Raw genomic sequence first — 24,308 nt, forward strand, 5'->3', positions numbered from 1 at the left:
GAACCCGGAAGCTAAGACTCTCAGCGCCGATGGTACTGCAGGGGGGACCCTGTGGGAGAGTAGGACACCGCCGGACACCATTCACGATGGCCACCCAGAAATGGGTGGCCATCGCTGTTTAACCACCACCTCGATCCCCGCTGCTCACTGGAGCGCGGTGCGGGTTAGGGTGGTGCGACGGTTACGGCCGTCCTCCCCGCCCTCGGGCGGGTCAACTCCACAGAGCATCACCACGACAGGCGAGGAACGCATGGACGACTCAGGATCCGACCGCAACGACCGGGACTCCGGACGTCGTGACGAGCGGCCGCCTCGCGCCGGCGGCCCCGGCCGCTCCTCGAACGATCGCGGCGGCTCGGGCGACTCCCGCCCCCGCCGCGACGGTGATGCTCGTCCTCCCTATCGTGGCGGTGGCGACTCCCGTCCGCAGCGTGATGGTGACTCGCGTCCTCCTTACCGCGGTGGTGGCGATTCCCGTCCGCAGCGCGACGGGGACTCCCGTCCGCAGTCTGATGGTGACTCGCGTCCTCCTTACCGTGGCGGTGGGGATTCGCGTCCGCAGCGTGATGGTGACTCGCGTCCTCCTTACCGCGGTGGCGGCGATTCCCGTCCGCAGCGCGACGGGGACTCCCGTCCTCCTTACCGTGGCGGTGGGGATTCGCGTCCGCAGCGTGATGGTGACTCGCGTCCTCCTTACCGTGGTGGTGGGGATTCCCGTCCGCAGCGTGATGGTGACTCGCGTCCTCCTTACCGTGGTGGTGGGGATTCCCGTCCGCAGCGCGATGGGGACTCTCGTCCTCCTTATCGCGGTGGCGGCGACTCGCGTCCGCAGCGTGATGGTGGCTCACGTCCTCCTTATCGCGGTGGCGGCGACTCGCGTCCGCAGCGTGATGGTGACTCACGTCCTCCTTACCGCGGTGGCGGCGACTCTCGTCCGCAGCGTGACAGTGACTCTCGTCCTCCTTACCGCGGGGGTGGGGATTCCCGTCCTCAGCGGGATGGGGACTCCCGTCCTCCTTACCGTGGAGGTGGGGACTCCCGTCCGCAGCGGGACGGTGACTCGCGTCCTCCCTATCGCGGTGGCGACTCGCGTCCGCAGCGTGACGGTGACTCCCGGCCTCCTTACCGTGGAGGCGGCGACTCTCGTCCGCAGCGTGACGGGGACTCGCGTCCGCCGTTCCGCGGTGGATCGCGCGATGGGGGAAGCAGGCCGTGGTCGGACGATCGTCGGGGCGGCGGAGACCGCCAGGGCGGCGGACGCGGACGCGAGGGCTTCGGCGGCGGACGCGGCGGCCCCCGCGAGGAGCCGGAGCTCACCGAGGAGGAGCGCGAGCGGCGCTCCCTCCAGTCGGTGCGCCCGCGCCACGACGACCCGGACCTTCCGGACGACGTGCAGGCCAAGGACCTCGACAAGGTCGCCCGCAACGAGCTGCGCACGCTCTCGAAGGACAACGCCGAATGGGTCGCCCGTCACCTGGTGATGGCCGGCCGCCTCCTCGAGGAGGACCCCGAGCTGGCGCACCGCCACGTGCTCTCGGCGGCCCGCCGCGCGGGACGCATCGCCGTGGTCCGCGAGTCGCTCGCCATCTCGGCGTACGCGACGGGCGACTTCGCTCTGGCGCTGCGCGAGCTGCGCACGTTCCGCAGGATCTCCGGCTCGGACGAGCAGGTGCCGCTGATGGTCGACTCCGAGCGCGGCGTGGGCCGGCCCGACAAGGCGCTCGAGCTGGGACGGTCGATCGACCGCACCACGCTGAGCCCCGGCGCGCAGGTGTCGCTGGCCATCGCCATGTCCGGCGCCCGCCTCGACCTCGGGCAGGCGGAGCTCGCTCTCATGGAGCTCGAGATCCCGCAGCTGGACCCGGACCGCGCGTTCTCGTACAGCCCGGATCTCTTCGCCGCCTACTCGCTCGTCCTCGAGGAGGTCGGCCGCTCCGAGGAGGCGGCCGAGTGGCAGCGTCGCGCCGACATCGCGGCGCAGGCCGTCTTCGCGGCCGAGGGCGGCGGTGACGACGAGACGATCGAGGTGATCGAGGAGGAGCACGAGTCGGCGGAGGCCGAGTCCGCTCCCGATCGCGTTGAGGAAGGGACCGCGGACGACTACCTGGACGACGAGGACGAGGACGACCCGACCGCCGTCGACGACGCGGACGAGGACGACGCCCGGCGGACCGTCTCCGAGGAGATCGCCGACGACGACGACGCGGACGCGGACGCGGACGACGCCGACGCGAGCGCTGACGCCGACGCCGACGTCGTCGACACGGACGAGCCGACCTTCGCGGACGAGTCCCTCGAGTCCGACGATCTCGCCGAGACGGACCCGGATGAGGCTCTCGACTCGGCCGACCCGACCGCCGACGAGTCGGTCGAATCCGCCGACACCACCGAGGAGGACGCCGATGTTCCGCAGCAGCAGGACTGAGCCCACTCCGCTCGACGGCCGCGACTCCGTCCTGGCCGACCTCGACGGGGTCGTCTACAAGGGTGCCGACGCGATCCCCTTCGCGGTGGAGAGCCTCAACCGTGCGGCCGAGACGCTGCGCGTCGGCTACATCACCAACAACGCCTCCCGCACGGACGCCTCCGTCGCCGGGCACCTCTCCGAGCTGGGGCTGAGCGTCCGGCCCGAGGACGTCGTCACCTCCCCGCAGGCGGCGGTCGTGCTGCTCGCCGACCTGGTGCCGGCCGGCTCGACGATCCTCGTCGTCGGGGCGGAGGGCCTCACCTCCGAGGTCGAGCGCGCCGGGTTCACCGTGACGCGCAGCGCGGAGGACTCGCCGGCGGCGGTCATCCAGGGCTTCGCGCCCACGGTCGGCTGGGAGCAGCTGGCCGAGGCCTCGTTCGCGCTCCACACGGGGATCCCGTGGGTCGCGACGAACACCGACTGGACGATCCCCGTCGCGCGCGGCATCGCCCCGGGCAACGGGACCCTCGTCTCGGCCGTGCACACCGCGGTCGGCCGGCTCCCGGTCGTCGCGGGCAAGCCCGAGCGGGCCATCTTCGACGCGGCGACCGCGCGCTTCGGCTCGACGAACCCGCTGTTCCTCGGCGACCGGCTCGACACCGACATCGCCGGCGCGAACGGCGCCGACATGGAGAGCGCCCATGTGCTCACCGGGATCGACCGGGCCAAGCAGCTCCTCGCGGCGGAGCCCAAGCTCCGGCCGACGTACATCCTCGGCGACCTGCGCGAGCTGCACCTGCCCTACCCGGCGACGACGGTCTCGCGGAACGGCACGCACGCCGTCCGCGGCGCCAAGGTCCGCCTCGACGGCGACTCCGTGGTGATCGTGGACGCCGGCGACGACGCGACCGATCTGCTCCGGGCCGCCTGCTCGGTGATCTGGTCGTCCGGCCGCGCGATCTACGGCCTCGACGTGCCGGAGTCGCTCTACAGCTGAGTCTGCTCGGCGGGCTCCCGGCGTCCCTCGCGGCGCAGGAGCCCGTCGAGCCGGCCGGCCAGACCGACCGCGATGATCGCGATCAGCGCGGCGTACGAGAAGGTCGCGGCGAAGACCCCGGTCCCGGCCCCGATCAGCCCGGTGACCGCCGCCGCGAGAAGGCCCGTCAGCGCGAGGGAGACCGAGGCGCCGGTCGAGTCGGCGATCTGCAGGGCCGAGCTGTTGAAGCCCTCCCGGCCCGGAGCGGAGAGCGCGAGCGTCATCGTCCCCATCCGCGGGAACATCGTGCCCATGCCGCCGCCGGCCAGGAACCAGCCCACGCCCGCGACGATCGGGCTGAGGGCGAGCACCGTGACGAGCAGCACGACTCCGATGCCGACGAGCACGAGCGACGAGCCGAGCCGCATCGCTCCGCCGTGGCTGAGGCGGGTGCCCGGGCGCCCCTGGAGGTTCGAGCCGAGAGCCCAGGAGACGGCGCCCGCGGTGAGCATGGCGCCCGAGAGCCAGGGCGGCAGGCCGTACTGCTCCGAGAGCAGCAGCGGCAGGTAGACCTCGGTGCCGAAGAACGCCGCGGCGACGAGGGCGCGGAGGAGGATCACCGACGGCAGGACGCCCCGGGCGCGCAGCGTGCCCGCGGGCAGGAGCGCGCGAACCGCCACGACCACGACCACCACGGCGGCCGCGGCCAGGAGCCCGGCGAGATCGGGCGCGAGCTCGGCGCTCGTGCTCAGCACGACGACTCCGGCCGAGACGACCACGGCGCGGGCGATGCGGCCCACTGCCCGGCGATCGAAGGGGAGGCGCTCGCGCGGCTCGAGCGAGCGGAGCGTCGGCGCGATCGCGGCGCTCGCGAGGGCCACCAGGGCGACGACTCCGAAGAAGACCCAGTGCCAGCTCGCGAGCTCGGCGACGACTCCGGCCACCAGCGGCCCCACCAGCGACGGCACGACCCAGGCCGCGGCGAAGGCGCCGAAGATCCTCGGATGCAGCTCGCTCGGGTAGACCCGCGCGACGAGCACGTAGAGGGTGACGGTGATCCCTCCGCTGCCCAGCCCCTGCAGCAGGCGGGCCGCCACGAAGACCGGCATCGACTGCGCGGCACCCGCGGCGACGAGACCCAGGGTGAAGAGCAGGATCGCGACCACGAGCGACGGCGTCGGGCCGCGGCGGTCGGCCGAGGAGCCGGCCGCGACCATCCCGACCACGGCGGCGGCGAGCGTCGCCGCGAAGGCCAGGGGGTAGAGGGCGCGGCCGTCGAGGTCGGCGCTGACGATCGGCATGATCGTCGTCACGGCGAGCGACTCGAACGCGCAGAGGAAGACGAGGCTCGTCGTTCCGATGGTCGTCAGGAGGAGGGGAGCCGAGGTGATGCCGCGGCGATCACGAGAACGCACCTGCTCAACAGTACGCCGAGCGCAGAGCCGGTCAGCGGTAGACGGCCCAGTCGTCCTTCGCGAGCACCGTCGGGGTGCCCTCGATCTCGACCAGCCAGCCGCGGTCGTCGCGCTCGAGGTAGCGCCCCTGCACGATCTCGGGGGCCCAGCCGCCGTCGCGGGACGAGATCCAGCGGACGAAGCGGACGGTGCCTCCGCGCCGGAATAGTGTGCCGTTGTGGTCGCTCATGCGGGGATCTTCTTCACGGAGAGGTCGTCGGGCGACGAGGTTTCGGGGAGGAGGTGGAGGCCGAGGCGGCCGTTCGAGGCGTTCGAGAGCTCGCGCAGCCAGTGCGGGTTCAGCTCGATCGCGGCGGTGCCGTCGTACTCGTAGCGGGTGGGGATGCCGGGGTGGAGCCACAGTTCGGACCGGCGGCCCTCGGCGTCCTCGATCGTCAGGAGGAAGCCCTCACCGCGGCGGAACCGCGAGGTGATCACGGTCTGGAGGTGGGCCAGGGCGCGGTCCTCGAAGGAGTGCGAGCTGGCGGGTGCGCCGTAGAGCAGTCGTCCCATCGCGCGCACCTCCTCACCGTCGGCGGCGCACGGAAGGCGTGCCGCACCGTCGACACTAGGTATTGCTAAGTCGGTTGACTAACAGTCTCGGCGCCGACTGCGCTTTCGGGACACACGCCGTCCGATCGCCGGAGAAGTGGTTCGATGGGGGCAGCGAGTTCCCGTCCGGGGCGCCTGCCGCTCGGAAGGTGCACCTCGATGGACGCTCGGCCAGACCTGTTCGCTCTGCTCGCGCGATTGCGCACGGCGGAGCGCGACTACGACGGCCGTGTGGAGCGGCGCCTGGGCATCGGCGCCACGGATCTCGCGGCCCTGCGGCTGATCGGAGTCGGGGAGCGGCGCGACGAGATCGTCCGCGCCGTCGACCTGTCCGCGGCCCTGTCGATCACGACGGCGGCCGTCTCCCTCCTCGTCGACCGCCTCGCCCGCGCCGGCTACGTGGACCGCACTCCCGACCCGTCCGACGGCCGCGGCCGCATCCTCTGCTTGACGGAGCGCGCGCAGAAGGCCATCGTCGGCACCGACGACCCGACCTACGAGCAGATCCGCGCGATGGTCGCGAAGGTGCCCGAGTCGGAGGCCGCGACCGTCGCGGTGCTGCTCGACGGCCTCAGCCGCATCCTCGAGGGGCAGCCGCCGCCCGAGCTCGTCGACTGATCAGCTCTGCAGGGTGGCGCTCGGCGACTCGCCGAACCGCTCCGCGTAGGCCGCGCTGAAGCGGCCCGCGTTCCCGAAGCCCCAGTGCCGGGCGACGGCGGCGACCGTCGTCCCGTGGGGCGGGCTCGCCGCCAGCTCCACCCGGGCGCGGTCGAGCCGCACCAGGCGCAGGTAGGCGATCGGGCGCATCCCGAGCACCCGCTGGAACGCGGACTGCAGGCCCCGGACGGTCAGGCCCGACGCCGCCGCCATCTCGGCCGGGCCGATCGGCTCGCTGCAGTGGGCGTGCACGTACTCGACGGCCGTGCGGACCCGCGCGTTCCGGGGTGCGAGGAGCTCGGGCGGGACCGGAGCGGACTCCGGAGGGTAGAGGTCCAGCAGCGCGGAGGCCGTGGCGCGGGTGAGCTCGTCCCAGAGCAGCGGCTCGACGCGCTCGCTGCGCAGCGCACGGGCGGAGTCGGCGACGGCGGTGCGCCAGCGGCGGATCGCCGCGGCGTCGGGGTGGTGCTCGGAGTCGAAGACGAGGGACCCGACGAGGCCCCGCTCGGCGGCGACCCGGTCGACCACTCCCCGGTCGAGGTGCACCAGGCGCTGGTCGAAGTCGACGTAGTCGAAGGCGAACGGCCGGCCGACGGGGAAGAGGACGGGACGGTTCTCCTCCATCGCGATCGAGGCGCGGCCGACGTCGATCCGGCCGGAGCCGCCCACGATCCACTGCACGACGACGTCGTCCGAGTCGCCCACGCCGCCCGCGAGGCGCCCGGACATCCGCGAGGTGCGGAGGGTCATCCCGCCGTCGCCGATGGCCGCATAGCGGTAGCTGAAGTCGGCCGCGGTGGTGGCGGCGCGCCACTCGTCGCCGTTGTAGAGCCGCGCGAGGCTGTGCCGCGCCTCGTCCGGATCCTCGCCGCGGGCCTCCAGCCGGACGCGAGGGTGGTGATCGTCCACAGGTCGTTCCGGTGCCTCAGCGCGTGAGGCGCTCGATGAGCTCGCGGTAGCGCGCGGCCGTGCGCTCGACGATCTCGGACGGGAGGGTCGGCGGGAGGCCCTGGCCGTCCCAGTTGTCGGAGAGCCAGTCGCGCACGATCTGCTTGTCGAACGAGCGGCCGCGGATGCCGGCGTCGTAGTCGTCGGCGTCCCAGTAGCGGGAGGAGTCGCTCGTGAGGACCTCGTCGCCGAGGGTGACGACTCCGGTCCCGCGGTCGACCCCGAACTCGAACTTCGTGTCGGCCAGCAGCACGCCGCGGGCCAGGGCGATGGTGGACGCCTCGCGGAAGACGGCGAGCGAGAGGGTGCGCAGCGCCTCCGCGGCCTCCTCCCCGACGATCTCGACCGTGCGCTCGAAGGTGATGTTCTCGTCGTGCTCGCCCTGCGGGGCCTTCCACGCGGGGGTGTAGATCGGCTCGGGGAGCGCGTCGCCGTCCTGGAGGCCCTCGGGGAGCGGGACGCCGCAGACGGAGCCCGTCTCCCGGTACTCCTTCCAGCCGCTGCCGGAGAGGTAGCCGCGCACGACGCACTCGATCGGGAACATGTCGAGCGTCTTCACCAGCATCGACCGGCCGCGGACCGCCTCGGGGATCGCGCCCGGGATCAGATGGTTGGGGACGTCGGAGAGCTGCGCGAACCACCAGAGGGAGAGCGTGGTCAGCAGCTCGCCCTTGCCGGGGATTCCGGGCTCGAGGACCGCGTCGTACGCGCTGACCCGGTCGCTGGCGACGACGAGCATGCGGTCGGCGCCGAGCACGGGGTCGGCGTCGTCGGGGGTGTAGAGGTCGCGCACCTTGCCGGAGTAGGCGTGCTGCCAGCCGGGCAGCGGCGCCGTGGTGTCGAAGGACAGGGAGTCGTCGCGGGTCACCGCACCATTCTCCCCGATCCGGGGGGCTCCGCGGCTCCTGAAGACCTCCTGTGTCCTGGCGGATCGGGGCTGTCAAGCACGCGCGGTCGCCGATCCCGCGCACCTAGCGTCGAGACATGACTTCGCAGAACGACCAGACTCCGCAGAACGACCAGTACACGTTCCAAGACCCGACCGCGATGTTCGCCGACATCGACACGGAGGCCCAGTACCAGGAGGGCTCCGGCCTCGACTCGAAGATGGACGACCCCGCCGACCGCGGCGAGTCGACCTACCGCGGCTCCGGCCGCCTGACCGGGCGCAGGGCGCTCGTCACCGGAGGCGACTCGGGCATCGGCGCGGCCGTCGCCATCGCCTACGCCCGCGAGGGCGCCGACGTCGCGATCGTCTACCTCCCCGAGGAGGAGTCGGACGCGAAGAAGGTCGTCGCGCTGATCGAGGAGGCCGGACGCACCGCCGTCGCCATCCCCGGTGACATCACCGACCACGACTTCGCGGTGGGCGCCGTCGCGAAGGCCGTCGAGGGTCTGGGCGGACTCGACATCCTCGTCAACAACGCGGGAAAGCAGCAGCACGTCGAGGACTTCCTCGAGCTCTCGGACGAGCAGTTCGACGAGACCTTCAAGACCAACGTCTACGCGATGTTCTGGATGACGAAGGCGGCCGTGCCGCACCTCGCCCCGGGCTCCGCGATCATCAGCACCTCGTCGATCCAGGCCTACCAGCCGTCGCCGATGCTGGTCGACTACGCCAGCACGAAGGCCACGATCAACACGTTCTCGAAGGCGCTCGCGCAGCAGCTCGCGCCCAAGGGGATCCGCGTGAACGTCGTCGCCCCGGGCCCGATCTGGACGCCGCTGCAGACCGCGGGCGGCCAGCCGTCCGACAAGCTGCCCGAGGTCGGCTCGCAGACGCCGCTCGGACGCTGGGGTCAGCCGGCCGAGCTCGCTCCCGCCTACGTGTTCCTCGCCTCCCCGGAGTCGAGCTACGTCGTCGGCGAGACGCTGCACGTCAACGGCGGCATGCCCACGCCGTAACACTCGGCGCTCACGGCGGGCCCGGTCGCGGAGCGGAGGAACCTCTTCCGCGCCGTGGCGGGGCCCGCCGTTTTGGTTGTCGTAACAATCGACTGCTGTGCAGGTTCGTGCGCGAGAGTCGGTGCATGACCGATTCCCTGCCGATCCTCGACCTGTCCCGCCTCGACCGGGGGGAGGCGGAGGCCGCCGCCTTCCGCCGCGACCTCCGGGAGACCACGCACGACGTGGGCTTCTTCTACCTCGTCGGCCACGGCGTGCCCCAGGACCTCCTCGACGACGTCGTCGCCGTCTCCCGCCGCTTCTTCGACCTGCCGGAGGAGGAGAAGCTCGCGATCGAGAACACCCTCAGCCCGCAGTTCCGCGGCTACACCCGCTTCGGCGCCGAGCTCACCAACGGCGACGTCGACTACCGCGAGCAGGTCGACATCGGCATAGACCGACCGGCCGTTCCCGCCGGGCCCGGCGTCGCCGACTACGAGCGCCTCGAGGGGCCGAACCTCTGGCCCGAGGCGCTGCCGGAGTTCCGCGAGGTCTTCGAGCGCTGGCACGCGGAGCTCGCCGCGGTCGCGATCCGGCTGCTGCGCACCTGGGCCGTCGCGCTCGACGCTCCGGAGGACGTGTTCGACGAGGCGTTCGCCGAGCGGCCGTTCTCGCTGGTGAAGGTCGTCCGCTACCCGGGCACCTCCGACCCGGAGCCCAAGCAGGGCGTGGGCGCGCACCGCGACGGCGGCGTGCTGACGCTGCTGCTGGTCGAGCCCGGCAAGGGCGGCCTGCAGGTCGAGCACGACGGCTCATGGATCGAGGCACCCGCGATGGAGGGCGCGTTCGTCGTCAACATCGGCGAGATGCTGGAGCTCGCCACGGGCGGCTACCTCAAGGCGACGCTGCACCGCGTGATCTCGCCGCTGATCGGAACGGACCGGATCTCGATCCCGTTCTTCTTCAATCCCGCGCTCTCGGCCACCATGCCCTCGCTCCCGCTGCCCGAGGAGCTCAAGTCCGGCCTCTCGGTCGACCCGACGAACGCGCCGATCCTCGAGACCTACGGCGAGAACGCGCTGCGCTACCGCCTCCGGGCCCACCCGAACGTGGCGGCCGTCCACCACGCGGACCTGCTCGCTCCCACCGTCTGACCCGGGAACGACGAAGGGCCCCCTCCCGCGCGAGCGCAGGAGGGGGCCCTTCGTCGTCAGTGCGTCAGCAGCGCGCGGCGGCGACGGGGACCGTCGCGGTGAACGCGGGCTGGCCGGTCGCCGATCCGGTCACCGTCACCGTGCCGGCCGGCATCGAGGCCAGGCGGGTGGTGAAGGCGGCGGAGGCGGACGAGCCGGGAGCGACCGCGGTGAACGACTTCGAGCCGTAGGCCGAGGTGATCGTGACGTCCGCGGCAGCGGTGTCGGTGTTCTTCACGGTCGCGGTGAGCACGATCTTGCCGGCGACGCAGCGCGTGGCGACGGCGGGGACGAGCTCGAGGGTGTCCAGCGGGACGGCGGCCGAGACCGACGTGCGCACCAGCTTGTCCGCGTACCCGGTGTAGGAGGCCGTGACGGCGGTCACGCCCGCCGGGACCGAGACGCTCGCCGAGCCGCCGGAGAGCGGGACGGTCGAGGTCCACGAGCCGCCGGTGAAGGTGACCGAGCCGACGACGTCGCCCTTGTCGGCCGCCGCGACCGTCGCCGTGACCGTGCGGCCGTCGGCGGTGAGGGTCGTGGTGGAGTCGACGGCGGTGACGCCGGTCCAGTTCTTCATGGCGGTGAGGACCGTCTGCGGGACGCTCACGAACGCGCCGTGCCGCGGGCTGGCCGGGAGGCCGGCGCGGCTCTTGGGCGAGACGTTCCAGTCGGCCGACTGCGAGAGGCGGTTCGTCTGCGAGCTGCCGGCGATGGCCGCTCCGGAGGTGAGGAAGGCCTTGTAGCCGCCGTCGCCGTAGTTGTCGACGAGGAACGCGTAGCCGTCGCCCGTGCCGGTGGTGTCGTTCGGGTCGCCCGCGTTCAGCTTGATGATCTCGGGTCCCTCACCGGCCTGGCCGGTCTCGAGCGAGGTCATCCGGGTGTCGGTGAGCTGCCAGGTGGTGTTCGGGTCGGCACTCCAGTTCGAGGAGGTCGTCCCGGCGGTCAGGACCTTCGACTTCTCGAGGAAGATGTCCTTTCCGGCCTCGAGGGTGCCGGCGGCGCCGCCCTCCTCGTTCTTGGTGAAGCGGTAGTAGTAGTCGCCGATCTTCGTGATCGTCGAGTCGATCCGCGCGTAGCCGGTGTCCTGCCAGGTGGCGGGAGGAGCGGTGAAGGTGCGGAAGTCGCGGGTGATCACGGAGAAGACGCGGGCGTAGAGCTTGTCGCTGTTGGTCTTCGTCGCGTCGGAGTAGAGGCGCGAGGAGAAGAACACGACGTAGGACTGCAGGGCGTCGTCCCAGTACGCCTCGGGCGCCCAGGTCATTCCGGCGGCCGGCTGGTTCACCGTGATGCCGGTGTCGGCGCCGTTGGTACGGGTCCACTGCACCAGGTCGGTCGACTCCCAGACCTCGATCTTCAGGCTGCCCTTGGACTGGGCGTCGCCCCAGCCGGTGCCGCAGGAGATGCAGAGGTCGGTGGCGACCATGTAGTACTTGTCGCCGTTGTGCGAGCGGAGGATGAACGGGTCGCGCAGGCCCTTCGTGTCGGTCGTCGAGGTGATGACCGCCTTCCCGCCGTTGACCGGCGAGAAGGTGAAGAAGTCGTTACCCGAGGTCGCGGCCTGGTAGATCTTCTCGTCGCCGTCCGACTTGAAGTACGCCGAGGCGTAGCCCGCGTCGGGAGCGGTGCGGCCGAGCTCGGCGACGGTCAGGGTGAAGGCGCGCGTCTCGGTGACTCCGTTGAGCGTCGCCTTCGCGGTGAGGGTGACGGTCCTGTCGCCGGAGCCGTAGGCCGGCCGGGTGACGACGCCGCCGCCGCGGTATGGGTCGGCCGCGCCGACCGCCGGAGCGGCGTAGGACGTGTTCGTCGGGGTGACGAGCGCCGGGTCGGACGAGGTCCAGGTGATGTCGGTGCCGTTCTTGGCGCCCTTCACCGCGAGGGGGAGGTTCTCGGTCGTGCGCGTGGCGAGCTTCAGCGCGTCGAGGTCGTCGTTGATGCTCGGGGCGAGCACGACGACGTCGAAGGCGATCGTCGCGCCCTGAGCGGTGGTCGCCGTCAGAGTCACCGGGGTGTTCTGCGCGATCGTGCGCGAGACGACGCCGGTGGTCGAGACGACCGCGCTGTTCGAGGAGGTCCAGGTGAGCGGGACGCCGCTGCTGGAGGCGGGCAGCGTCAGGTTCGAGGAGACCTGGGTCAGCGACGGGTTGCCGGCCAGCAGGACGGGCTGGATGTCCGAGCGCAGCAGGGCGGAGGTCGCGGACGCCTTCGCGTCGGCGGTCGGCATGCTCGAGGCGACCTGCTCGGCGGTGAGGGAGGTGTCCCAGAACTTCACGTCGGTGACGTCGGCGGTCACCAGGGCGTCTCCGGTGTAGAGCGAGCGCCCGAGGTAGCCGAGCGTGGATCCGGTCGGGACGATGCTCGCCATCGACTTCGCCGTGTTCGCCGTCGAGATCTGCGTGCCGTCGCGGTAGAGCGTGAGGACGGTGTTCGAGCCGGTGCCGGTGCCGACGAGCGTGAGCGTCGTGAATCCGGGGTTGAGCGTGCCGCCGAACGGCATGCGGGTCTCGCCGTTGCTGGTGGGCTCCTTGACGCGGATGCCCGCGAGGACCTGTCCGCTGGGCGAGCCGTCGGGGTTGCGCGGGTTCACGAAGACGTGGTTGCCGAGCTGCGTGGTGTTCCACGGGCCGACGCCGTCGCCGATGACCCAGCCGAACTGGTTGGCGGTGGTCTGCGTCTTCACCGTGTACTCGACGGCGAAGGCGTTGTCGGCTCCGGTGACCAGGCCCTGGGGGAGGCTCGCGTAGCCGTCGTTCTTGAACCGGGCGACCTGGTCGCCGCCGGCGTTCGCGAAGGACGCGTCGGTGAGGCCGGTCAGGGTGGCGTTGCGTCCGTTGCCCGAGATGTCGAGCAGGGCCGAGCCGGCGTGCGACATGTCGTAGTGCGCGGTGGGCGCCGGGACGTCGACGGCCTGCGCCGAGACGGGGACGAGAGCGCCGGTGAGGGCGACGCTCGTGCAGGCGAGAGCGGAGAGGAAGAGGGATCGCACGCGGCGCCGAGGCGCGGCGGCAGGGGGCTCCGGGGAGCGTCGTCTCATCGTCGAGACCTTTCCTTCGGGGGAGGGATGCGTCGAGCCGAGGGGACCGACGCGTGTGTTCACGTTAACATGTGAGCCGCCTCAGAGCCATGGCGGAATTGCTCCGGCGTCGGGAGCGAACCATGCGACAGGGGCGCGCCTCGGCGCAAGACCTGCACCCGCGAGCGCCCGGGGCGTAGCGTGAACGCACCGCATCCTGGCCCCCGGTGACGGAACCATGCCCATCCGCCTGCCCTGCGAGGACTTGACCATGACGACGCTCTTCCACACCGGAGGCTCCCTCTCCCTCGACGACGCGACCGCCGACGCCGTCGTCCGCTACTCGCTCGCGCTCGCGCAGCAGCACCGGATGAGCACGGTCAGCGTCGCCGACGACTCGGCCCCCTCCTCCGTCGTGACGCTCACCGTCGGGCTCGGCGTCCCCCTGGTGGTCGCAGGGACCGGTAGCGCAGCGGCGGAGTCGAGCGCCGAGATCCTCGAGCGCCTCGACGCGCTCGACGGCGCGGGCGGTCCGGTGCCCGCCTCGGACGTCGACCCCCGCGCGACGTGGGAGCTCGAGAACGAGTACTGAGCTCCGAGCCGCGGCGCCGCCGGCGCGGATCCGCCCCGCTCCTGCTCCGCGGGGCGCGGAGCGTCAGCGCCGGTAGTCGCGGATGATCTCCTGGGCGAGCGTCGTGATCGGAGTCGACGTCGCTCGCGCGCGGACCCGCAGCACCTGGAAGGCCTGCTCGACCGTGGTGCGGTGGGCGTAGGCGAGGATCCCCTTCGCCTGCTCGATCAGCACCCGGCTGTCGAGGGCGTGCTGCAGCTGCTCCTGGGTGACCGTGCTCTGCTGGAGCGCGCGCTGATGGAGGATCCCGATCGTCGCGACGTCGGCGAACGCCTGCACGACCGCGATGTCGTCCGGATCGAGCCGCCCCGGCCGGGCCTGGAAGAGGTTGAGGGAGCCGATCGTCGTCCCCGCCGACCGCATCGGCACGCAGTGCGCCGAGAGCACGTCGAGCTCGACCGCCAGCGTCCGGAACTCCGCCCACTCCTCGCCCACGGCGCGGGCGTCCTCGACGATCACCGGCCGCCCGGTCTCGAAGCACTGGATGCACGGGCCCGACCCGCTGTCGAGCTGGAGCAGCTCGATCAGCCGGGTGTCCTCGTCCGTGGAGGCGAGCACCTCGAGGGAGCCGGTGGAGTCGGCGAGGACGAGCCCCGCCGAGACGGCGTCGAAGAGGGTCGCGCTGCTCTCCACGAGGGTCTGGGTGAAGTCGACGACGTCGTAGTCGTCGACCAGTGTGTCGGAGAGGGCGACGAACGTCTGGATGACGCTGCGCTCGCGGGAGTTCGTCACCATGTGTCGTCCTGGGCGGTGAGAGGGCGGTCGGGGAACCCGTCGTGCCGGGCCACGATGCCGGAGGCGACATCGACGACGGAGCGCTGCTGGGCGAAGGCGTGGGCGCGCAGCAGCAGCTGCGCCTCCTCGGCCGTGCTGCCGTAGCGCGCGATGATCATGCCGGTCGCCTGGTGCACCACGCGTCGCGAGCGCGGATTCGTGCTCTCCTCGACCTCGTTGTCGCGCAGCACCGCGGCCAGCACCAGCAGCGCCGTCGCGGTGGTCGAGGCGCTGATCCGGCCGAGGAGGGAGTCGCTGAGCGACGTGGGGCGGCGGGAGTAGAGGTCGACCGCGCCGATCGAGAGCCCCGCGATCGAGAGCGGGAAGGCGAAGACCGCGCGCACCGCCGTGGGGCCGATCGCCTCGGTGAAGAGCGGCCAGCGCTCCTCCGCGCCGGTGTCCGGCACCGAGACGGGGCCGGCAGCGCGGATCGCCTCCCAGCACGGGCCCTCGCCGAGGTCGATCTGGATCTCGTCCAGCCGGCTCGCGGTGCTGTCGCTCGCGGCGACGGTCTCGCCGCCGAAGGGGCTGCCGAGCGTGGAGATCGCGACGCCGTCGATCGGATACCCGCGCAGATACGGGTCGCAGAGAGCGTCGGAGTCGGTCACCGCGCCCTTTTCAGCCGTCGGCTCCGCTCGGAGCGACGCTCCGCCGGACCGGCGGGGACCACGACGCGGTGACGCGCGGGAGCCCGCCTGGCTGCGCTGCCCGGGCGCACGAGGCGACGGCCCGTGAAGCGGCTCGTCGGGCGCGGACGGTGCATGGTGCGGGGCGACGGGAGCCGGAGGACGGCGGCCTGCACGGCGACGGAGCGGCTCAGGCCGGGGTCGATCGAGCCGGGACGCTCGAGGGCGGCGATGAGGTCGTCGAGGACGGCGAAGGCGGGATCTGTCATCACGGCTCCTGGCCGGGTGTCCGCGGCCGTTGTCGTGCGCCGAGGCGCGGGAGGTGTCGATCGGGTGTCGCCGTGCGGGGTCCGCGCACGACGTCGACGAGGTCCTGCCCGACGGTACGGGGCGCGGATCGACCGGACGACGTGGTTGACCTCTCGGAGGTCCGCCGCTACTCGTACTCTGCGTTGAGCTCGTCGAAGTCGTTCGTGATGATCGACAGCGGGGTGTACGGCGTGACGAGGAGGAGCGCCGGGTTCGCGCGACCCTCGCCGTAGTTGACGGTCAGCCACTGCGGGGTCGGGGAGGCCAGGGCGGCCTCGACCTCGGCGCGGAACTCGTCGAGGCTCCTGTTGTTGACGGTGTAGGCGGTGCCGTTGTAGATCAGGTCGATGCGCTTCACAGCTGGTCGCCCTTCGCCGGGGGACGCACCGGTTCGGCGGGCTCCGAGATCACGTACAGCCCGCCTGCGGAGTTCGCGAGGTCGGTGAGCGCGGAGATCCAGGCGGGGTTGATGCGGGGCATCCGGCCGCCGAAGTACTTGTAGCGGAGCGAGTGGGAGGGGTGGATCCAGATCGCGCTGCGGCCGTCGCCCATGCTGTGGTCGTCGCGCCAGCTGAGCAGGAACGACTCGTTGCGGCGCAGCTTCGCGGTGATGACGATCTGCAGGTGCGCGAGCACGCGGTCCTCGAAGTCGATCTCGACGGTCCCGTCGTAGTGCAGCTTCCCCATCGGCGTCTCCAGCCCCTGATCTCCGGCAGGCAGACGCCCGCCGTTGCCTCCACCCTTCCGCAGACCGGACGGATCCGACAATCCGGTCTGCCATTCTCTGCTCGATCTGTCCAGGTCTTCCGTCAGCGGCGGTCCTCTGTCAACCTCCTCCCTCCACGCAGCCGGCGCTGCCGAGCATGGGCGGCATGAAGCACATCCTCTTCGCCGACAAGACGATCCTGGTGGGGGACGAGGCGGCCGACGCACTCGTCGAGTACGCCGTCGCCCTCGCCTCGAAGGGCGCGGCCGACACCGTCGAGTACACGGGGATCGGCGCGGACGGCGGGACGGTCGACGCCACCTTCCTCGTGAACGCCGCGGCCGCCCTCATCGTCGAGACCACGCCGAGCGACCTGCCCGAGCCGGACAACGCGGCGGAGGTGGCACGGCTGCGCGAGCGGATCGACGCGCTCACCGGCGAGCATCCCGTGCAGCCCGGCGACGGCGAGCTGACCAGTGGTGCCGACTACGAGGACTCCTACGAGCAGTGAGTGGTTTCCCGTGGTGCGGACCCGGATGCGACCGGCGTCCGCTACCACTGCGAGGCTCCGCAGTGAACCCCCTGATCGGCTGAGGGGAGGCGGACGTACCGTGGCCCTGCGGGTCGCCGACGACACGATCACCGGTCGACCGCTACGGGCACGGCCGCGGGTCGGCCGGGGAGGACGGACACCATGACCGGAGACCATCCCTTCTGGGTACGCCTCGCGCGCAAGGAGCCGCAGTGCGCCATCGTGCGCGGCCGGGTCTTCGAGATCGGCGCCCCGGACGAGCGGGACGGGGCCTTCCTCCTCACGGTCTGGGAGAAGGGGCGGCCCGTCGGGCACGTCCTGAACGTGGATCCGCCCGCCTACAAGCCGTGCGGACCCGGGCACCCGGTCGAGCCGCAGCGGGTCGACGGGGTCGAGGAGCTGCTCGAGCTCCTGGTGCCCCAGCGCACCCGGCTCGCGGCGCACGGCTGACGCCATTCCCGTCCGCGGGGGCCGCCCGGGGCCTGTGCACCGGGAGCGGGGCGAGCGCTGAGCACCCGCTGACGGACGCCCGGGACGGGGGAGTCGTGCGGCCGGGCGGCGGCTGGCATCCTGACCTCGGTGCGACGAGCGCGCCCGCGAGAGGGAGCCCGATGAGCACCGCCGAGGACGTCGACGACGGGACTGCCGAGTTCGGGTACCGCCCTTCGCTCACCCGCGGGATCGGCCGCTTCGGCAGCTTCGCCGCGGGCGTGAGCTACATCTCGATCCTGACCGGCACGTTCCAGCTCTTCTCCTTCGGCTTCGCGCTCGGCGGTCCCGCCTACTGGTGGTCCTGGCCGATCGTGTTCACCGGGCAGCTCATGGTCGCGCTGTGCTTCGCCGAGCTCGCCGCCCGCTACCCGGTCGCCGGCTCCGTCTACAACTGGAGCAAGCGCCTCGCCGGGCCGACGGTGAGCTGGCTGGCGGGCTGGCTGATGGCCACCGCGTCCGTGGTCACGCTCGCGGCCGTCGTGCTGGCGTACCAGGCGACGCTCCCGCAGATCTGGAGCGGGTTCCAGCTCGGCGGCTCCGCGGGGGTGAGCGCGGTGGTCTGGGGAGCGCTGCTGATCGCGTTCACCACCGCGGTCAACGCGCGCGGCGTGCGGCTGATGGCCCGGATCAACAGCGTCGGCGTGCTGATCGAGCTCGTCGCGGCGGTGCTGCTGGTGGCGGTGCTCGCGGTGAACGTGGTGCATCCGCCGACCGTGCTGCTCGACACCAGCGGCTACGGCGGGAGCACGCCGGGCGGGTACGCCGGCGCGTTCCTCATCGCCGCGATCGCGTCGGCGTACGTGATGTACGGGTTCGACACCGCGGGTTCGCTCGGCGAGGAGACGGTCGATCCGCGCCGGACCGCGCCGACGGCGATCCTGCGGGCGGTGACCGCCTCCTTCGTCCTCGGCGGCCTCATCCTGCTGCTGGGGATCCTCTCGGCGCCCGACCTCGCCGACCCGGCGCTCGGGCAGGCGTCGGGCGGGCTGCAGCGGATCGTGCTGCAGGTGCTCGGCGGCCCCCTCGGATCGGTCCTCCTGCTCTGCGTGGTCGTCGCGATCACGGTGTGCGCGCTGGCGGTGCACACGGCGGCCATCCGACTGATCTTCGCGATGGCCCGCGACAACGCCCTGCCCGGCAGCCGCGTGCTCGCCCGCGTCGACCCGCGACGCGGGACACCGGTGGCGCCGGCGCTGGTCGTGGGGGTGCTCGCGGTGCTGATCCTGGTCGTGAACATCGGGACGCCGGCGATCTTCACGGCCGTGACGAGCGTGGCGGTCATCCTGATCTACCTCGCCTACCTGCTGGTGACGGTGCCGCTGCTGATCGCCCGGCTCCGCGGCCGGTGGCCCGCAGCCGCGCCCGGGCGCTTCTCGCTCGGCCGCGCGGGCCTGCCGGTGAACGTCGTCGCGGTGCTCTGGGGCGCGGCGATGACGGTCGACCTCGCGTGGCCGCGCGTCGAGGTCTACGGGGAGGAGCTGCGCTGGAGCGCGGTCGTCGTGATCGCCGCGGTCGTCGGGATCGGCCTGGCCTGGTTCCTCCTCCGCGGCCGGCACCGCCTCGGCACCCTGCCCGCGCACGCGCTCCCCTCGCCGCCGCCGCGGGGCTGAGTCGCACGAGAAGGCCCGTTCTCGAGGGGGCAGGACGATCCTATCCGGGCGACTCGGCGGCGGCACCGGGAGGAGGATGGGGGAGCGGGTGCTCGGCCGAGCGCCGCGGGGAGGAGCGCGCGTGCGGAACCGCCTGGCGACTCCGTCCCTGCTCGCGCACGCCGTGCTCATCCAGGCCGTCGCGTTCCTGCTCCGGCCGGCCGCCGTCTACCAGGCGATCCGGCTCGACGTGCCGGCCTGGGCGCTCGGGGCGCTCGGCGCCTCGTTCGCGCTGGTGCCGCTGCTGATCGCGCTGCCGGTGGGCGGGCTGGTCGACCGGGTCGGCGCCCGGGCCGTGATGGCCGTCGGCTCGCTCGTCGCGGTGGGAGCGGCCGCGGTGCTGCTCCTGGCGGGCGGGAGCGTCGCGGGGCTGCTCCTCGGCATCGCCCTGCTCGGCGCGGGGCACCTGGGCTGCGTGGTCGGGCAGCAGACCGTCGTCGCGGGCGGCACCGGAGGGACGCGGCTCGACAGCCGCTTCGGCTACTACACGTTCGCCGCGTCGCTCGGGCAGGCGATCGGGCCCGCGTTCATCCCGGTGCTCGCGGGCGGCTCGGTGCGGCCCGACCCGGCGCCGCTGTTCCTCGTGGGCGGGATCCTCGCGGTGCTGCTGCTGGTCTCGACGGCGGGGATCCGCAGCCCGTCCCCGCGCGGACCCGCGGCGGAGGGGGCTGCGGCTCCGGGCTCGACGCTCGGTCTCCTCCGGGTGCCGGGCCTCGCGCGCGCCCTGCTGACCAGCGCGACCGTCGTCGCCGCCGTCGACCTGACCGTCGTCTACCTCCCCGCCCTCGGCGCCGAGCGCGGGCTCCCGGCCGGCGTCGTCGGGGCCCTGCTCACCGTGCGCGCGCTCGCGTCGATGGCCTCGCGGCTCCTCCTCGGCGCGGCCACCGCCCGGCTCGGGCGCACCCGGGTGATGGTGGGCGGCATCCTGATCTCGGCGCTCTGCCTGGTGCTGGTCGCCCTGCCCGCGCCGACCGTGCTCCTCTTCGTCGCGGTCGCCGCCCTCGGCCTGGGCCTCGGGATCGGCCAGCCCATCACGATGTCCTGGCTGATCGAGCGCACCCCCGCCGACCGCCACGGCCGCGCCCTTGCGCTGCGCCTGGCCGGGAACCGCCTCGGGCTGATCGCCCTGCCCAGCCTGCTCGGCGTCCTCGCGGCGGCGGCCGGAGCGGGCGGTGTCCTCATCGGCACCGGTGCCGCGGTCGGCGCGACCCTCCTCCTGCTGCGCGGGGTGCGCCTGGACTGAGGTACCCGGGGCCGCAGCGGATCGGCGGCGCGAGCGGCGATGCCGGGCCTCGCAGTCGGAAGACCGGAGGGTCAGCTGCCCGGCTCCTCCACGCGGACGTCCGCGGCGGCCTTGTCGGCGCGCCAGCCGCGCCAGACCGGCTGGCGGAGGGTGCCGGAGGCGGTGCGCTCGCGGTAGCGGACCTCGCCGACCAGGACGGGCGACACCCAGTGCACGCCGCGCGACTCGAGCGGAGGGACGGAGACGGCGGGCTCCTCGGTGGCGTGCTCGGCCAGGCGGTCGACCAGTCCGCGGCGCTCGCGGTCGCTGAAGCCGGTGCCCACACGGCCGGAGTACGCGAGCCCGTCCTCGCCGGGGATCGCGGTCAGCAGCGCCCCGACCGACCCCTGCAGGCCGCCGTCGCCCTCGCGCCAGCCCACGATCACGACCTCCTGCAGCCGGTGGTGGGTGAGCTTGATCCAGTCGCGCGAGCGGCTGCCCTCCTGGTAGCGCGAGTCGCGGCGCTTGGCGACCACGCCCTCGAGGCCGAGGGTGCGGCTGGTGGCCATCGCCTCCTCCAGGTCGCCGTCGAACACGGACGGGACGTGCACGCGCTCGTTCTCGGCGACGAGCTCGACCAGTGCCGAGCGACGGGTGTCGTAGTCGCTCCCGGTCAGGTCGTCTCCTGCGCGCTCGAGCAGGTCGAAGACCATCAGGTGCACCGGAGTGGACCGGGCGGCCGCCTCGATCTCGCGCGGCTTCGTCAGCCCGCCGCGGGTCTGCAGGGCGCCGAAGTCGGGGCGCCCGCGAGCGTCGAGGGCGACGATCTCGCCGTCGAGCACGGCGTCGGCGGCGGCCTCGGCGAGCGGGGCGAGCAGGTCGGGGAACGCCGCGGTCAGGTCGTTGCCGTTGCGGCTCGTGAGGGTCGCGGTGCCGCCCTGCACCCGCACGAGAGCGCGGTAGCCGTCCCACTTCATCTCGATCGCGGCCCCGGGGTCCACGTCGCCGCGGCGTCCGGCCGTGGCGAGCATGGGGCGGTGGCGGCGCGGAGCGGAGTCCTCGGCCGGGCGGTCTGCGGAGGGTGCGGGGCGGGGAGCGGGCGACGCGGCGGACGCGGCCGCCCGGCCCCGTCGCTGCGTCCCGTGCCCGTGAGCGGGACCCGGCGCTATCAGGTGCAGGAGCCAGTTCTTCTCGGCGCCCTCCCTCGAGCCCGTGTGCAGCAGGGCGTAGCGGCGGGGCTCGCCGCCGAGCCCGCCGTCGGGGCGGCCGGTCAGCACCGCGATCACCTCCTTCCCCTCGCGCCACTTCTCGAGCGCGTAGGTGCCCTCGTCCCAGATGCGCACCTCGCCGCCGCCGTACTCGCCCGCCGGGATCGTTCCCTCGAAGGTCGCGTACTCGAGGGGGTGGTCCTCGGTCTGCACCGCGAGCCGGTTGGGGTCGCCCTCCAGCGGCGGGCCCTTCGGCACCGCCCAGCTGACCAGGACGCCGTCGTGCTCGAGCCGGAAGTCGTAGTGCAGGCGCCGCGCGTGGTGCTCCTGGATGACGAAGGAGTCGCCCGAGGAGGAGCCCGCGGACCCCGCCTCGGGCACCGGCTCCGGCGTTCTCGACGCGTCGCGCATGCTGCGGTAGGTCGCCAGGCGGTCGGAGGAGGCGTCCGTCGCGGCGAAGCCCGCCATCCGCTCCGGGGTCGGCTCGAGCCCGGCACCCCGGGCGGCGAGCAGCGGGCGGAGGAGGTCGCCGTCGCTCCGCAGCCGCTCCACCACCTCGTCGGGCGACAAATGGCGCAGGTTGTCGGCACCCAGCTCCTCCCACGTGCGGGGCGCGGCGGCGGCCGGCCGGAGGCGCCCCCGGAGGGAGTAGGGGGCGATGGTCGTCTTCGCCGCGCTGTTCTGGCTCCAGTCGACGAGGACCTTGCCCTCGCGCAGGGTCTTCTTCATGTCCGAGACGACGAGGTCGCGGTGGTCCGACTCGAGAGCGCGCGCCAGCTCGTGCGCGACCGCCGAGATCTGGTCGCTGGAGGCGGAGGCGTCCAGCGGGCAGTAGAGGTGGATCCCCTTGCTCCCGCTGGTCACCGGCAGCGGAGCCAGCCCCATCCCCTCCAGCAGGTCGCGGGCGAGGAACGCGACCTCGGCGCACTCGGCGAGGCCCGCCCCCTCGCCCGGGTCGAGGTCGAGCACGAGACGGTCGGGCGGACGGCGCTCGCCGTCGGAGCCCACCCGCCACTGCGGGACGTGCAGCTCGAGCGCCGCCTGCTGCGCCAGCCAGGTGAGCCCGGCGACGTCGTCGACCAGCGGGTACTCGACGTCGCGCGACGAGTGCGCGAGCCGGGTCCGGCTCAGCCAGTAGGGGGCGGAGGAGGGGAGGTTCTTCTCGAAGAAGACCTCGCCCGGATGCTCGGCGGTGCCCACTCCGTCGACCCAGCGCTTCCGGGTGACCGGGCGGCGCGCGAGATGGGGCAGCATCGCGGAGGCGACGGAGGCGTAGTAGGAGAGCACATCGGCCTTGGTGAAGCCCGTCTCCGGGTAGACGACCTTGTCGAGGTTCGTCAGCCGCAGCCTCCGCCCGCCGACCGAGACGATCTGCTGCGAGGCGGCCATCCCCCCATGGTGGAGGCAGGCGCGCGCGGAGGGAACCCCGGACCGTCGCGGGAACCCGCAGCGAGCCGCCTCCACGACTCGGGGTTCCCTCGGCGGCGGGGAGTAGCGTCGACGCACCACGTCCGAAGGAGCCCTCCGTGCCCGACACGATCGCCGACATCCCCCTCACCACGATCGACGGCACCACGTCGACCCTCGCCGACTACCCGCCCGTGCGGCTGATCGTCAACGTCGCCTCCCGCTGCGGCCTCGCCCCGCAGTACGAGAAGCTCGAGGCCCTGCAGAAGAGCTACGGGGAGCGCGGATTCACGGTCCTCGGCTTCCCGAGCAACCAGTTCCTCCAGGAGCTGAGCGACGAGGACAAGATCAAGGCGTACTGCTCGACGACCTGGGGGGTCACCTTCCCGATGTTCGAGAAGGTCCGCGTCAACGGCCGCTCGGCGCACCCGCTCTACGCGGAGCTCACCAAGGCGGAGGACGAGAACGGCAAGGCCGGCCGGGTGAAGTGGAACTTCGAGAAGTTCCTGATCACCGCCGACGGCACGGTCCACCGGTTCCGCCCGACGGTCGAGCCCGACGACCCTCGGATCGTCGACCTGATCGAGGCGTCGCTCCCCGCCTGATCCCGCTCAGCGGCGGGCGCGGGGCGGAGCACCCCGCCCGTCGCGGATCAGCGGTCGCGGAGCCCCAGGGCCGAGCGGGCGTCCGCGGGCTCGACGCCCTCGGGGCAGACGATGTCCGAGACGTCGAACGGCGTCGCGCGCGAGAACGGGATCATCTCGATCCCGTCGATGTGGCGCAGCAGCACGAGGCCGCCCTCGCCCTCGCGCAGGCTCCGGCGCACCTGGCGCAGGAAGATGCCGGCCATGTCGAGCTCGACGACGAAGGAGCGGCCGCTTACGTCGATCCGGCAGCCGATGACCGGCTGGGAGCCGACGGAGACGGAGTCCGGCACGCGGCGCGGCTCGATCGGCTGCTCCTTGCGGAGGGTCCGCACCGGGGTGAGGGTGGGCAGGCCGGTCGCTCGCGCGGTGTCCGTCATGGTCGTCTCCGTCCGTCGACGTCCGCCGATGGTTCCGGGGACGTCTTCTCGACGGTACTTCGCGTCCCCCGCAGAGGGGACGGGGTTGACGGCCGCCCGATCAGGGGGCAGCAGGGCCCAGGAGCGGCAGGGCCCAGGAGCGGCAGGGCTCAGGAGCGGCAGGGCTCAGGAGCGGCAGGGCTCAGGAGCGGCAGGGCTCAGGAGCCCTGGCGCTGCTCCTCGGGCTCCGGCAGGACCGAGAGCTCGCCGTGCATGCTGGCGACGCTGAGCATCTGCTCGATCCACGCGCGGTTGAGCTTGGGCTGGTGCGCCTCGGTGAAGCGGAAGTGCAGCGGCACCGACGGGTGCAGCCAGACGGAGCTCCGGCCGTGTCCGGTGGAGGCGTCCTCCATCCACGAGAGCGAGAAGGCTTCGTTGCGGCGCAGCTTCGAGAGGACGGCGACCTTCAGGTGCGCGAGGACGCGCTCCTCGAATTCGATCTCGAGGTTCTGCGGTCCGTAGATGAGCGTGGCCACGGGCCCCCTTCGTTCATCGGGCCGGCCCTGGCGGACGGGAGATCCGCGACGGAGCATCGACTCTCGCTACATGCGTCGGCTAACGTGGCGCCCAGCACGCCCAGCAGTGCTACGTCCCGTCCGCGGGACTGT

General features: G+C 72.6%; 25 protein-coding genes and 1 rRNA gene. 12 read left to right on the forward strand and 14 right to left on the reverse strand.

Features of this window, described 5'->3' with window-relative positions:
• The 3 genes from rrf to C5C74_RS13545 all read left to right on the forward strand — a co-directional run.
• A 5S ribosomal RNA gene (rrf, locus tag C5C74_RS13530) occupies positions 1 to 76 on the forward strand; the annotation flags it as partial.
• 1,275 nt (positions 77 to 1,351) lie between these two features.
• Positions 1,352 to 2,425, forward strand: coding sequence for a hypothetical protein (locus C5C74_RS13540; protein ID WP_258064176.1), 1,074 nt, complete (start codon positions 1,352 to 1,354; stop codon positions 2,423 to 2,425).
• Positions 2,403 to 3,404, forward strand: coding sequence for an HAD-IIA family hydrolase (locus C5C74_RS13545; protein ID WP_104226795.1), 1,002 nt, complete (start codon positions 2,403 to 2,405; stop codon positions 3,402 to 3,404). The genes C5C74_RS13540 and C5C74_RS13545 overlap by 23 nt, the downstream gene beginning before the upstream one ends.
• On the opposite strand, the gene C5C74_RS13550 is transcribed toward C5C74_RS13545, so the two are convergent.
• Genes C5C74_RS13550 through C5C74_RS13560 form a run of 3 tightly spaced genes read right to left on the reverse strand, consistent with a single transcriptional unit; the run spans position 3,395 to position 5,350 of the window.
• Positions 3,395 to 4,798 (reverse strand): MFS transporter, encoded by a 1,404-nt coding sequence (locus C5C74_RS13550; protein ID WP_104351713.1) that lies wholly within the window; start codon positions 4,796 to 4,798, stop codon positions 3,395 to 3,397. The two genes, C5C74_RS13545 and C5C74_RS13550, sit on opposite strands and share 10 nt — an antisense overlap.
• Before the next feature lie 31 nt (positions 4,799 to 4,829).
• Positions 4,830 to 5,027, reverse strand: coding sequence for a hypothetical protein (locus C5C74_RS13555; RefSeq protein WP_068256013.1), 198 nt, complete (start codon positions 5,025 to 5,027; stop codon positions 4,830 to 4,832).
• Positions 5,024 to 5,350 carry a hypothetical protein gene (locus C5C74_RS13560; protein WP_104223794.1) on the reverse strand — a complete coding sequence of 109 codons (327 nt, stop codon included), beginning with the start codon at positions 5,348 to 5,350 and terminating at the stop codon, positions 5,024 to 5,026. Before C5C74_RS13560 ends, C5C74_RS13555 begins: the two co-directional genes overlap by 4 nt.
• A 198-nt stretch (positions 5,351 to 5,548) precedes the next feature.
• Here C5C74_RS13560 and C5C74_RS13565 point away from each other — a divergent pair, with 198 nt between their 5' ends.
• Positions 5,549 to 6,007, forward strand: a complete 459-nt coding sequence (locus C5C74_RS13565) for a MarR family winged helix-turn-helix transcriptional regulator (protein ID WP_104326055.1) — start codon at positions 5,549 to 5,551, stop codon at positions 6,005 to 6,007.
• Here C5C74_RS13565 and C5C74_RS13570 read toward each other — a convergent pair whose 3' ends face one another.
• Positions 6,008 to 6,955 carry a helix-turn-helix transcriptional regulator gene (locus tag C5C74_RS13570; protein WP_104351714.1) on the reverse strand — a complete coding sequence of 316 codons (948 nt, stop codon included), beginning with the start codon at positions 6,953 to 6,955 and terminating at the stop codon, positions 6,008 to 6,010. It abuts the gene before it with no gap.
• Positions 6,956 to 6,971: 16 nt separating this feature from the next.
• On the reverse strand, positions 6,972 to 7,862 hold the full coding sequence (locus C5C74_RS13575) for a phosphoribosylaminoimidazolesuccinocarboxamide synthase (RefSeq protein WP_258059453.1): 891 nt from the start codon (positions 7,860 to 7,862) through the stop codon (positions 6,972 to 6,974).
• Between the two features lie 116 nt (positions 7,863 to 7,978).
• Between C5C74_RS13575 and C5C74_RS13580 the strand changes: the two genes are divergently transcribed.
• Entirely contained in the window at positions 7,979 to 8,899 is a 921-nt protein-coding gene (locus C5C74_RS13580; protein WP_104233811.1) for a glucose 1-dehydrogenase, read from the forward strand.
• A gap of 125 nt (positions 8,900 to 9,024) precedes the next feature.
• On the forward strand, positions 9,025 to 10,032 hold the full coding sequence (locus tag C5C74_RS13585) for an isopenicillin N synthase family oxygenase (RefSeq protein ID WP_104297506.1): 1,008 nt from the start codon (positions 9,025 to 9,027) through the stop codon (positions 10,030 to 10,032).
• A 64-nt stretch (positions 10,033 to 10,096) separates the two neighbouring features.
• Here C5C74_RS13585 and C5C74_RS13590 read toward each other — a convergent pair whose 3' ends face one another.
• A complete protein-coding gene (locus tag C5C74_RS13590) occupies positions 10,097 to 13,054 on the reverse strand; it encodes a glycoside hydrolase family 43 protein (protein WP_258064177.1) in 2,958 nt (985 codons plus the stop codon).
• 298 nt (positions 13,055 to 13,352) lie between these two features.
• Here C5C74_RS13590 and C5C74_RS13595 point away from each other — a divergent pair, with 298 nt between their 5' ends.
• Positions 13,353 to 13,673, forward strand: coding sequence for a hypothetical protein (locus C5C74_RS13595; RefSeq protein WP_104273193.1), 321 nt, complete (start codon positions 13,353 to 13,355; stop codon positions 13,671 to 13,673).
• A 63-nt stretch (positions 13,674 to 13,736) separates the two neighbouring features.
• Here C5C74_RS13595 and C5C74_RS13600 read toward each other — a convergent pair whose 3' ends face one another.
• From C5C74_RS13600 to C5C74_RS13620, 5 genes are all read right to left on the reverse strand, one after another.
• Positions 13,737 to 14,447 (reverse strand): GAF and ANTAR domain-containing protein, encoded by a 711-nt coding sequence (locus C5C74_RS13600; RefSeq protein ID WP_104267923.1) that lies wholly within the window; start codon positions 14,445 to 14,447, stop codon positions 13,737 to 13,739.
• Positions 14,441 to 15,094, reverse strand: coding sequence for a GAF and ANTAR domain-containing protein (locus C5C74_RS13605; protein WP_104351715.1), 654 nt, complete (start codon positions 15,092 to 15,094; stop codon positions 14,441 to 14,443). The genes C5C74_RS13600 and C5C74_RS13605 overlap by 7 nt, the downstream gene beginning before the upstream one ends.
• On the reverse strand, positions 15,091 to 15,381 hold the full coding sequence (locus C5C74_RS13610; protein ID WP_104351716.1) for a hypothetical protein: 291 nt from the start codon (positions 15,379 to 15,381) through the stop codon (positions 15,091 to 15,093). The genes C5C74_RS13605 and C5C74_RS13610 overlap by 4 nt, the downstream gene beginning before the upstream one ends.
• 167 nt (positions 15,382 to 15,548) lie before the next feature.
• A complete protein-coding gene (locus tag C5C74_RS13615; RefSeq protein ID WP_104233817.1) occupies positions 15,549 to 15,779 on the reverse strand; it encodes a hypothetical protein in 231 nt (76 codons plus the stop codon).
• A complete protein-coding gene (locus C5C74_RS13620) occupies positions 15,776 to 16,108 on the reverse strand; it encodes an ATP-dependent DNA ligase (RefSeq protein WP_104233818.1) in 333 nt (110 codons plus the stop codon). The genes C5C74_RS13615 and C5C74_RS13620 overlap by 4 nt, the downstream gene beginning before the upstream one ends.
• Positions 16,109 to 16,293: 185 nt before the next feature.
• Here C5C74_RS13620 and C5C74_RS13625 point away from each other — a divergent pair, with 185 nt between their 5' ends.
• The 4 genes from C5C74_RS13625 (at position 16,294) to C5C74_RS13640 (ending at position 20,043) form a co-directional block, all read left to right on the forward strand.
• On the forward strand, positions 16,294 to 16,638 hold the full coding sequence (locus C5C74_RS13625; RefSeq protein WP_104326059.1) for a hypothetical protein: 345 nt from the start codon (positions 16,294 to 16,296) through the stop codon (positions 16,636 to 16,638).
• A gap of 183 nt (positions 16,639 to 16,821) precedes the next feature.
• On the forward strand, positions 16,822 to 17,109 hold the full coding sequence (locus tag C5C74_RS13630) for a hypothetical protein (protein WP_104223782.1): 288 nt from the start codon (positions 16,822 to 16,824) through the stop codon (positions 17,107 to 17,109).
• A 161-nt stretch (positions 17,110 to 17,270) separates the two neighbouring features.
• Positions 17,271 to 18,761: an APC family permease gene (locus C5C74_RS13635; RefSeq protein WP_104351717.1), complete on the forward strand. Its 1,491-nt coding sequence runs from the start codon at positions 17,271 to 17,273 to the stop codon at positions 18,759 to 18,761.
• A gap of 121 nt (positions 18,762 to 18,882) precedes the next feature.
• On the forward strand, positions 18,883 to 20,043 hold the full coding sequence (locus tag C5C74_RS13640; protein WP_159940156.1) for an MFS transporter: 1,161 nt from the start codon (positions 18,883 to 18,885) through the stop codon (positions 20,041 to 20,043).
• 71 nt (positions 20,044 to 20,114) lie between these two features.
• On the opposite strand, the gene C5C74_RS13645 is transcribed toward C5C74_RS13640, so the two are convergent.
• Positions 20,115 to 22,619 (reverse strand): ATP-dependent DNA ligase, encoded by a 2,505-nt coding sequence (locus tag C5C74_RS13645; RefSeq protein WP_104351718.1) that lies wholly within the window; start codon positions 22,617 to 22,619, stop codon positions 20,115 to 20,117.
• Positions 22,620 to 22,756: 137 nt separating this feature from the next.
• Here C5C74_RS13645 and C5C74_RS13650 point away from each other — a divergent pair, with 137 nt between their 5' ends.
• The gene (locus tag C5C74_RS13650) at positions 22,757 to 23,242 is read left to right on the forward strand and encodes a glutathione peroxidase (protein WP_244229546.1); all 486 of its coding nucleotides are present in this window, start codon (positions 22,757 to 22,759) and stop codon (positions 23,240 to 23,242) included.
• A gap of 47 nt (positions 23,243 to 23,289) precedes the next feature.
• On the opposite strand, the gene C5C74_RS13655 is transcribed toward C5C74_RS13650, so the two are convergent.
• Together C5C74_RS13655 and C5C74_RS13660 are read right to left on the reverse strand one after the other, a co-directional pair.
• Positions 23,290 to 23,661, reverse strand: a complete 372-nt coding sequence (locus C5C74_RS13655; RefSeq protein WP_104351719.1) for a hypothetical protein — start codon at positions 23,659 to 23,661, stop codon at positions 23,290 to 23,292.
• 197 nt (positions 23,662 to 23,858) lie between these two features.
• Positions 23,859 to 24,176, reverse strand: coding sequence for a hypothetical protein (locus C5C74_RS13660; protein WP_244229547.1), 318 nt, complete (start codon positions 24,174 to 24,176; stop codon positions 23,859 to 23,861).
• Between the last annotated feature and the right edge of the window lie 132 nt (positions 24,177 to 24,308).

Origin of the sequence: Rathayibacter sp. AY1E8 (assembly GCF_002931415.1) — a bacterium.
Classification (GTDB): domain Bacteria; phylum Actinomycetota; class Actinomycetes; order Actinomycetales; family Microbacteriaceae; genus Rathayibacter.

Bases quoted from the DNA above. Each gene is read 5' to 3' on its own strand.
- C5C74_RS13545 (WP_104226795.1), top strand. From the start codon at position 2,403: ATGTTCCGCAGCAGCAGGACTGAGCCCACTCCGCTCGACGGCCGCGAC.
- C5C74_RS13555 (WP_068256013.1), bottom strand. From the start codon at position 5,027: ATGAGCGACCACAACGGCACACTATTCCGGCGCGGAGGCACCGTCCGC.
- C5C74_RS13560 (WP_104223794.1), bottom strand. From the start codon at position 5,350: ATGGGACGACTGCTCTACGGCGCACCCGCCAGCTCGCACTCCTTCGAG.
- C5C74_RS13565 (WP_104326055.1), top strand. From the start codon at position 5,549: ATGGACGCTCGGCCAGACCTGTTCGCTCTGCTCGCGCGATTGCGCACG.
- C5C74_RS13580 (WP_104233811.1), top strand. From the start codon at position 7,979: ATGACTTCGCAGAACGACCAGACTCCGCAGAACGACCAGTACACGTTC.
- C5C74_RS13585 (WP_104297506.1), top strand. From the start codon at position 9,025: ATGACCGATTCCCTGCCGATCCTCGACCTGTCCCGCCTCGACCGGGGG.
- C5C74_RS13595 (WP_104273193.1), top strand. From the start codon at position 13,353: ATGACGACGCTCTTCCACACCGGAGGCTCCCTCTCCCTCGACGACGCG.
- C5C74_RS13600 (WP_104267923.1), bottom strand. From the start codon at position 14,447: ATGGTGACGAACTCCCGCGAGCGCAGCGTCATCCAGACGTTCGTCGCC.
- C5C74_RS13610 (WP_104351716.1), bottom strand. From the start codon at position 15,381: ATGACAGATCCCGCCTTCGCCGTCCTCGACGACCTCATCGCCGCCCTC.
- C5C74_RS13620 (WP_104233818.1), bottom strand. From the start codon at position 16,108: ATGGGGAAGCTGCACTACGACGGGACCGTCGAGATCGACTTCGAGGAC.
- C5C74_RS13625 (WP_104326059.1), top strand. From the start codon at position 16,294: ATGAAGCACATCCTCTTCGCCGACAAGACGATCCTGGTGGGGGACGAG.
- C5C74_RS13630 (WP_104223782.1), top strand. From the start codon at position 16,822: ATGACCGGAGACCATCCCTTCTGGGTACGCCTCGCGCGCAAGGAGCCG.
- C5C74_RS13635 (WP_104351717.1), top strand. From the start codon at position 17,271: ATGAGCACCGCCGAGGACGTCGACGACGGGACTGCCGAGTTCGGGTAC.
- C5C74_RS13645 (WP_104351718.1), bottom strand. From the start codon at position 22,619: ATGGCCGCCTCGCAGCAGATCGTCTCGGTCGGCGGGCGGAGGCTGCGG.
- C5C74_RS13655 (WP_104351719.1), bottom strand. From the start codon at position 23,661: ATGACGGACACCGCGCGAGCGACCGGCCTGCCCACCCTCACCCCGGTG.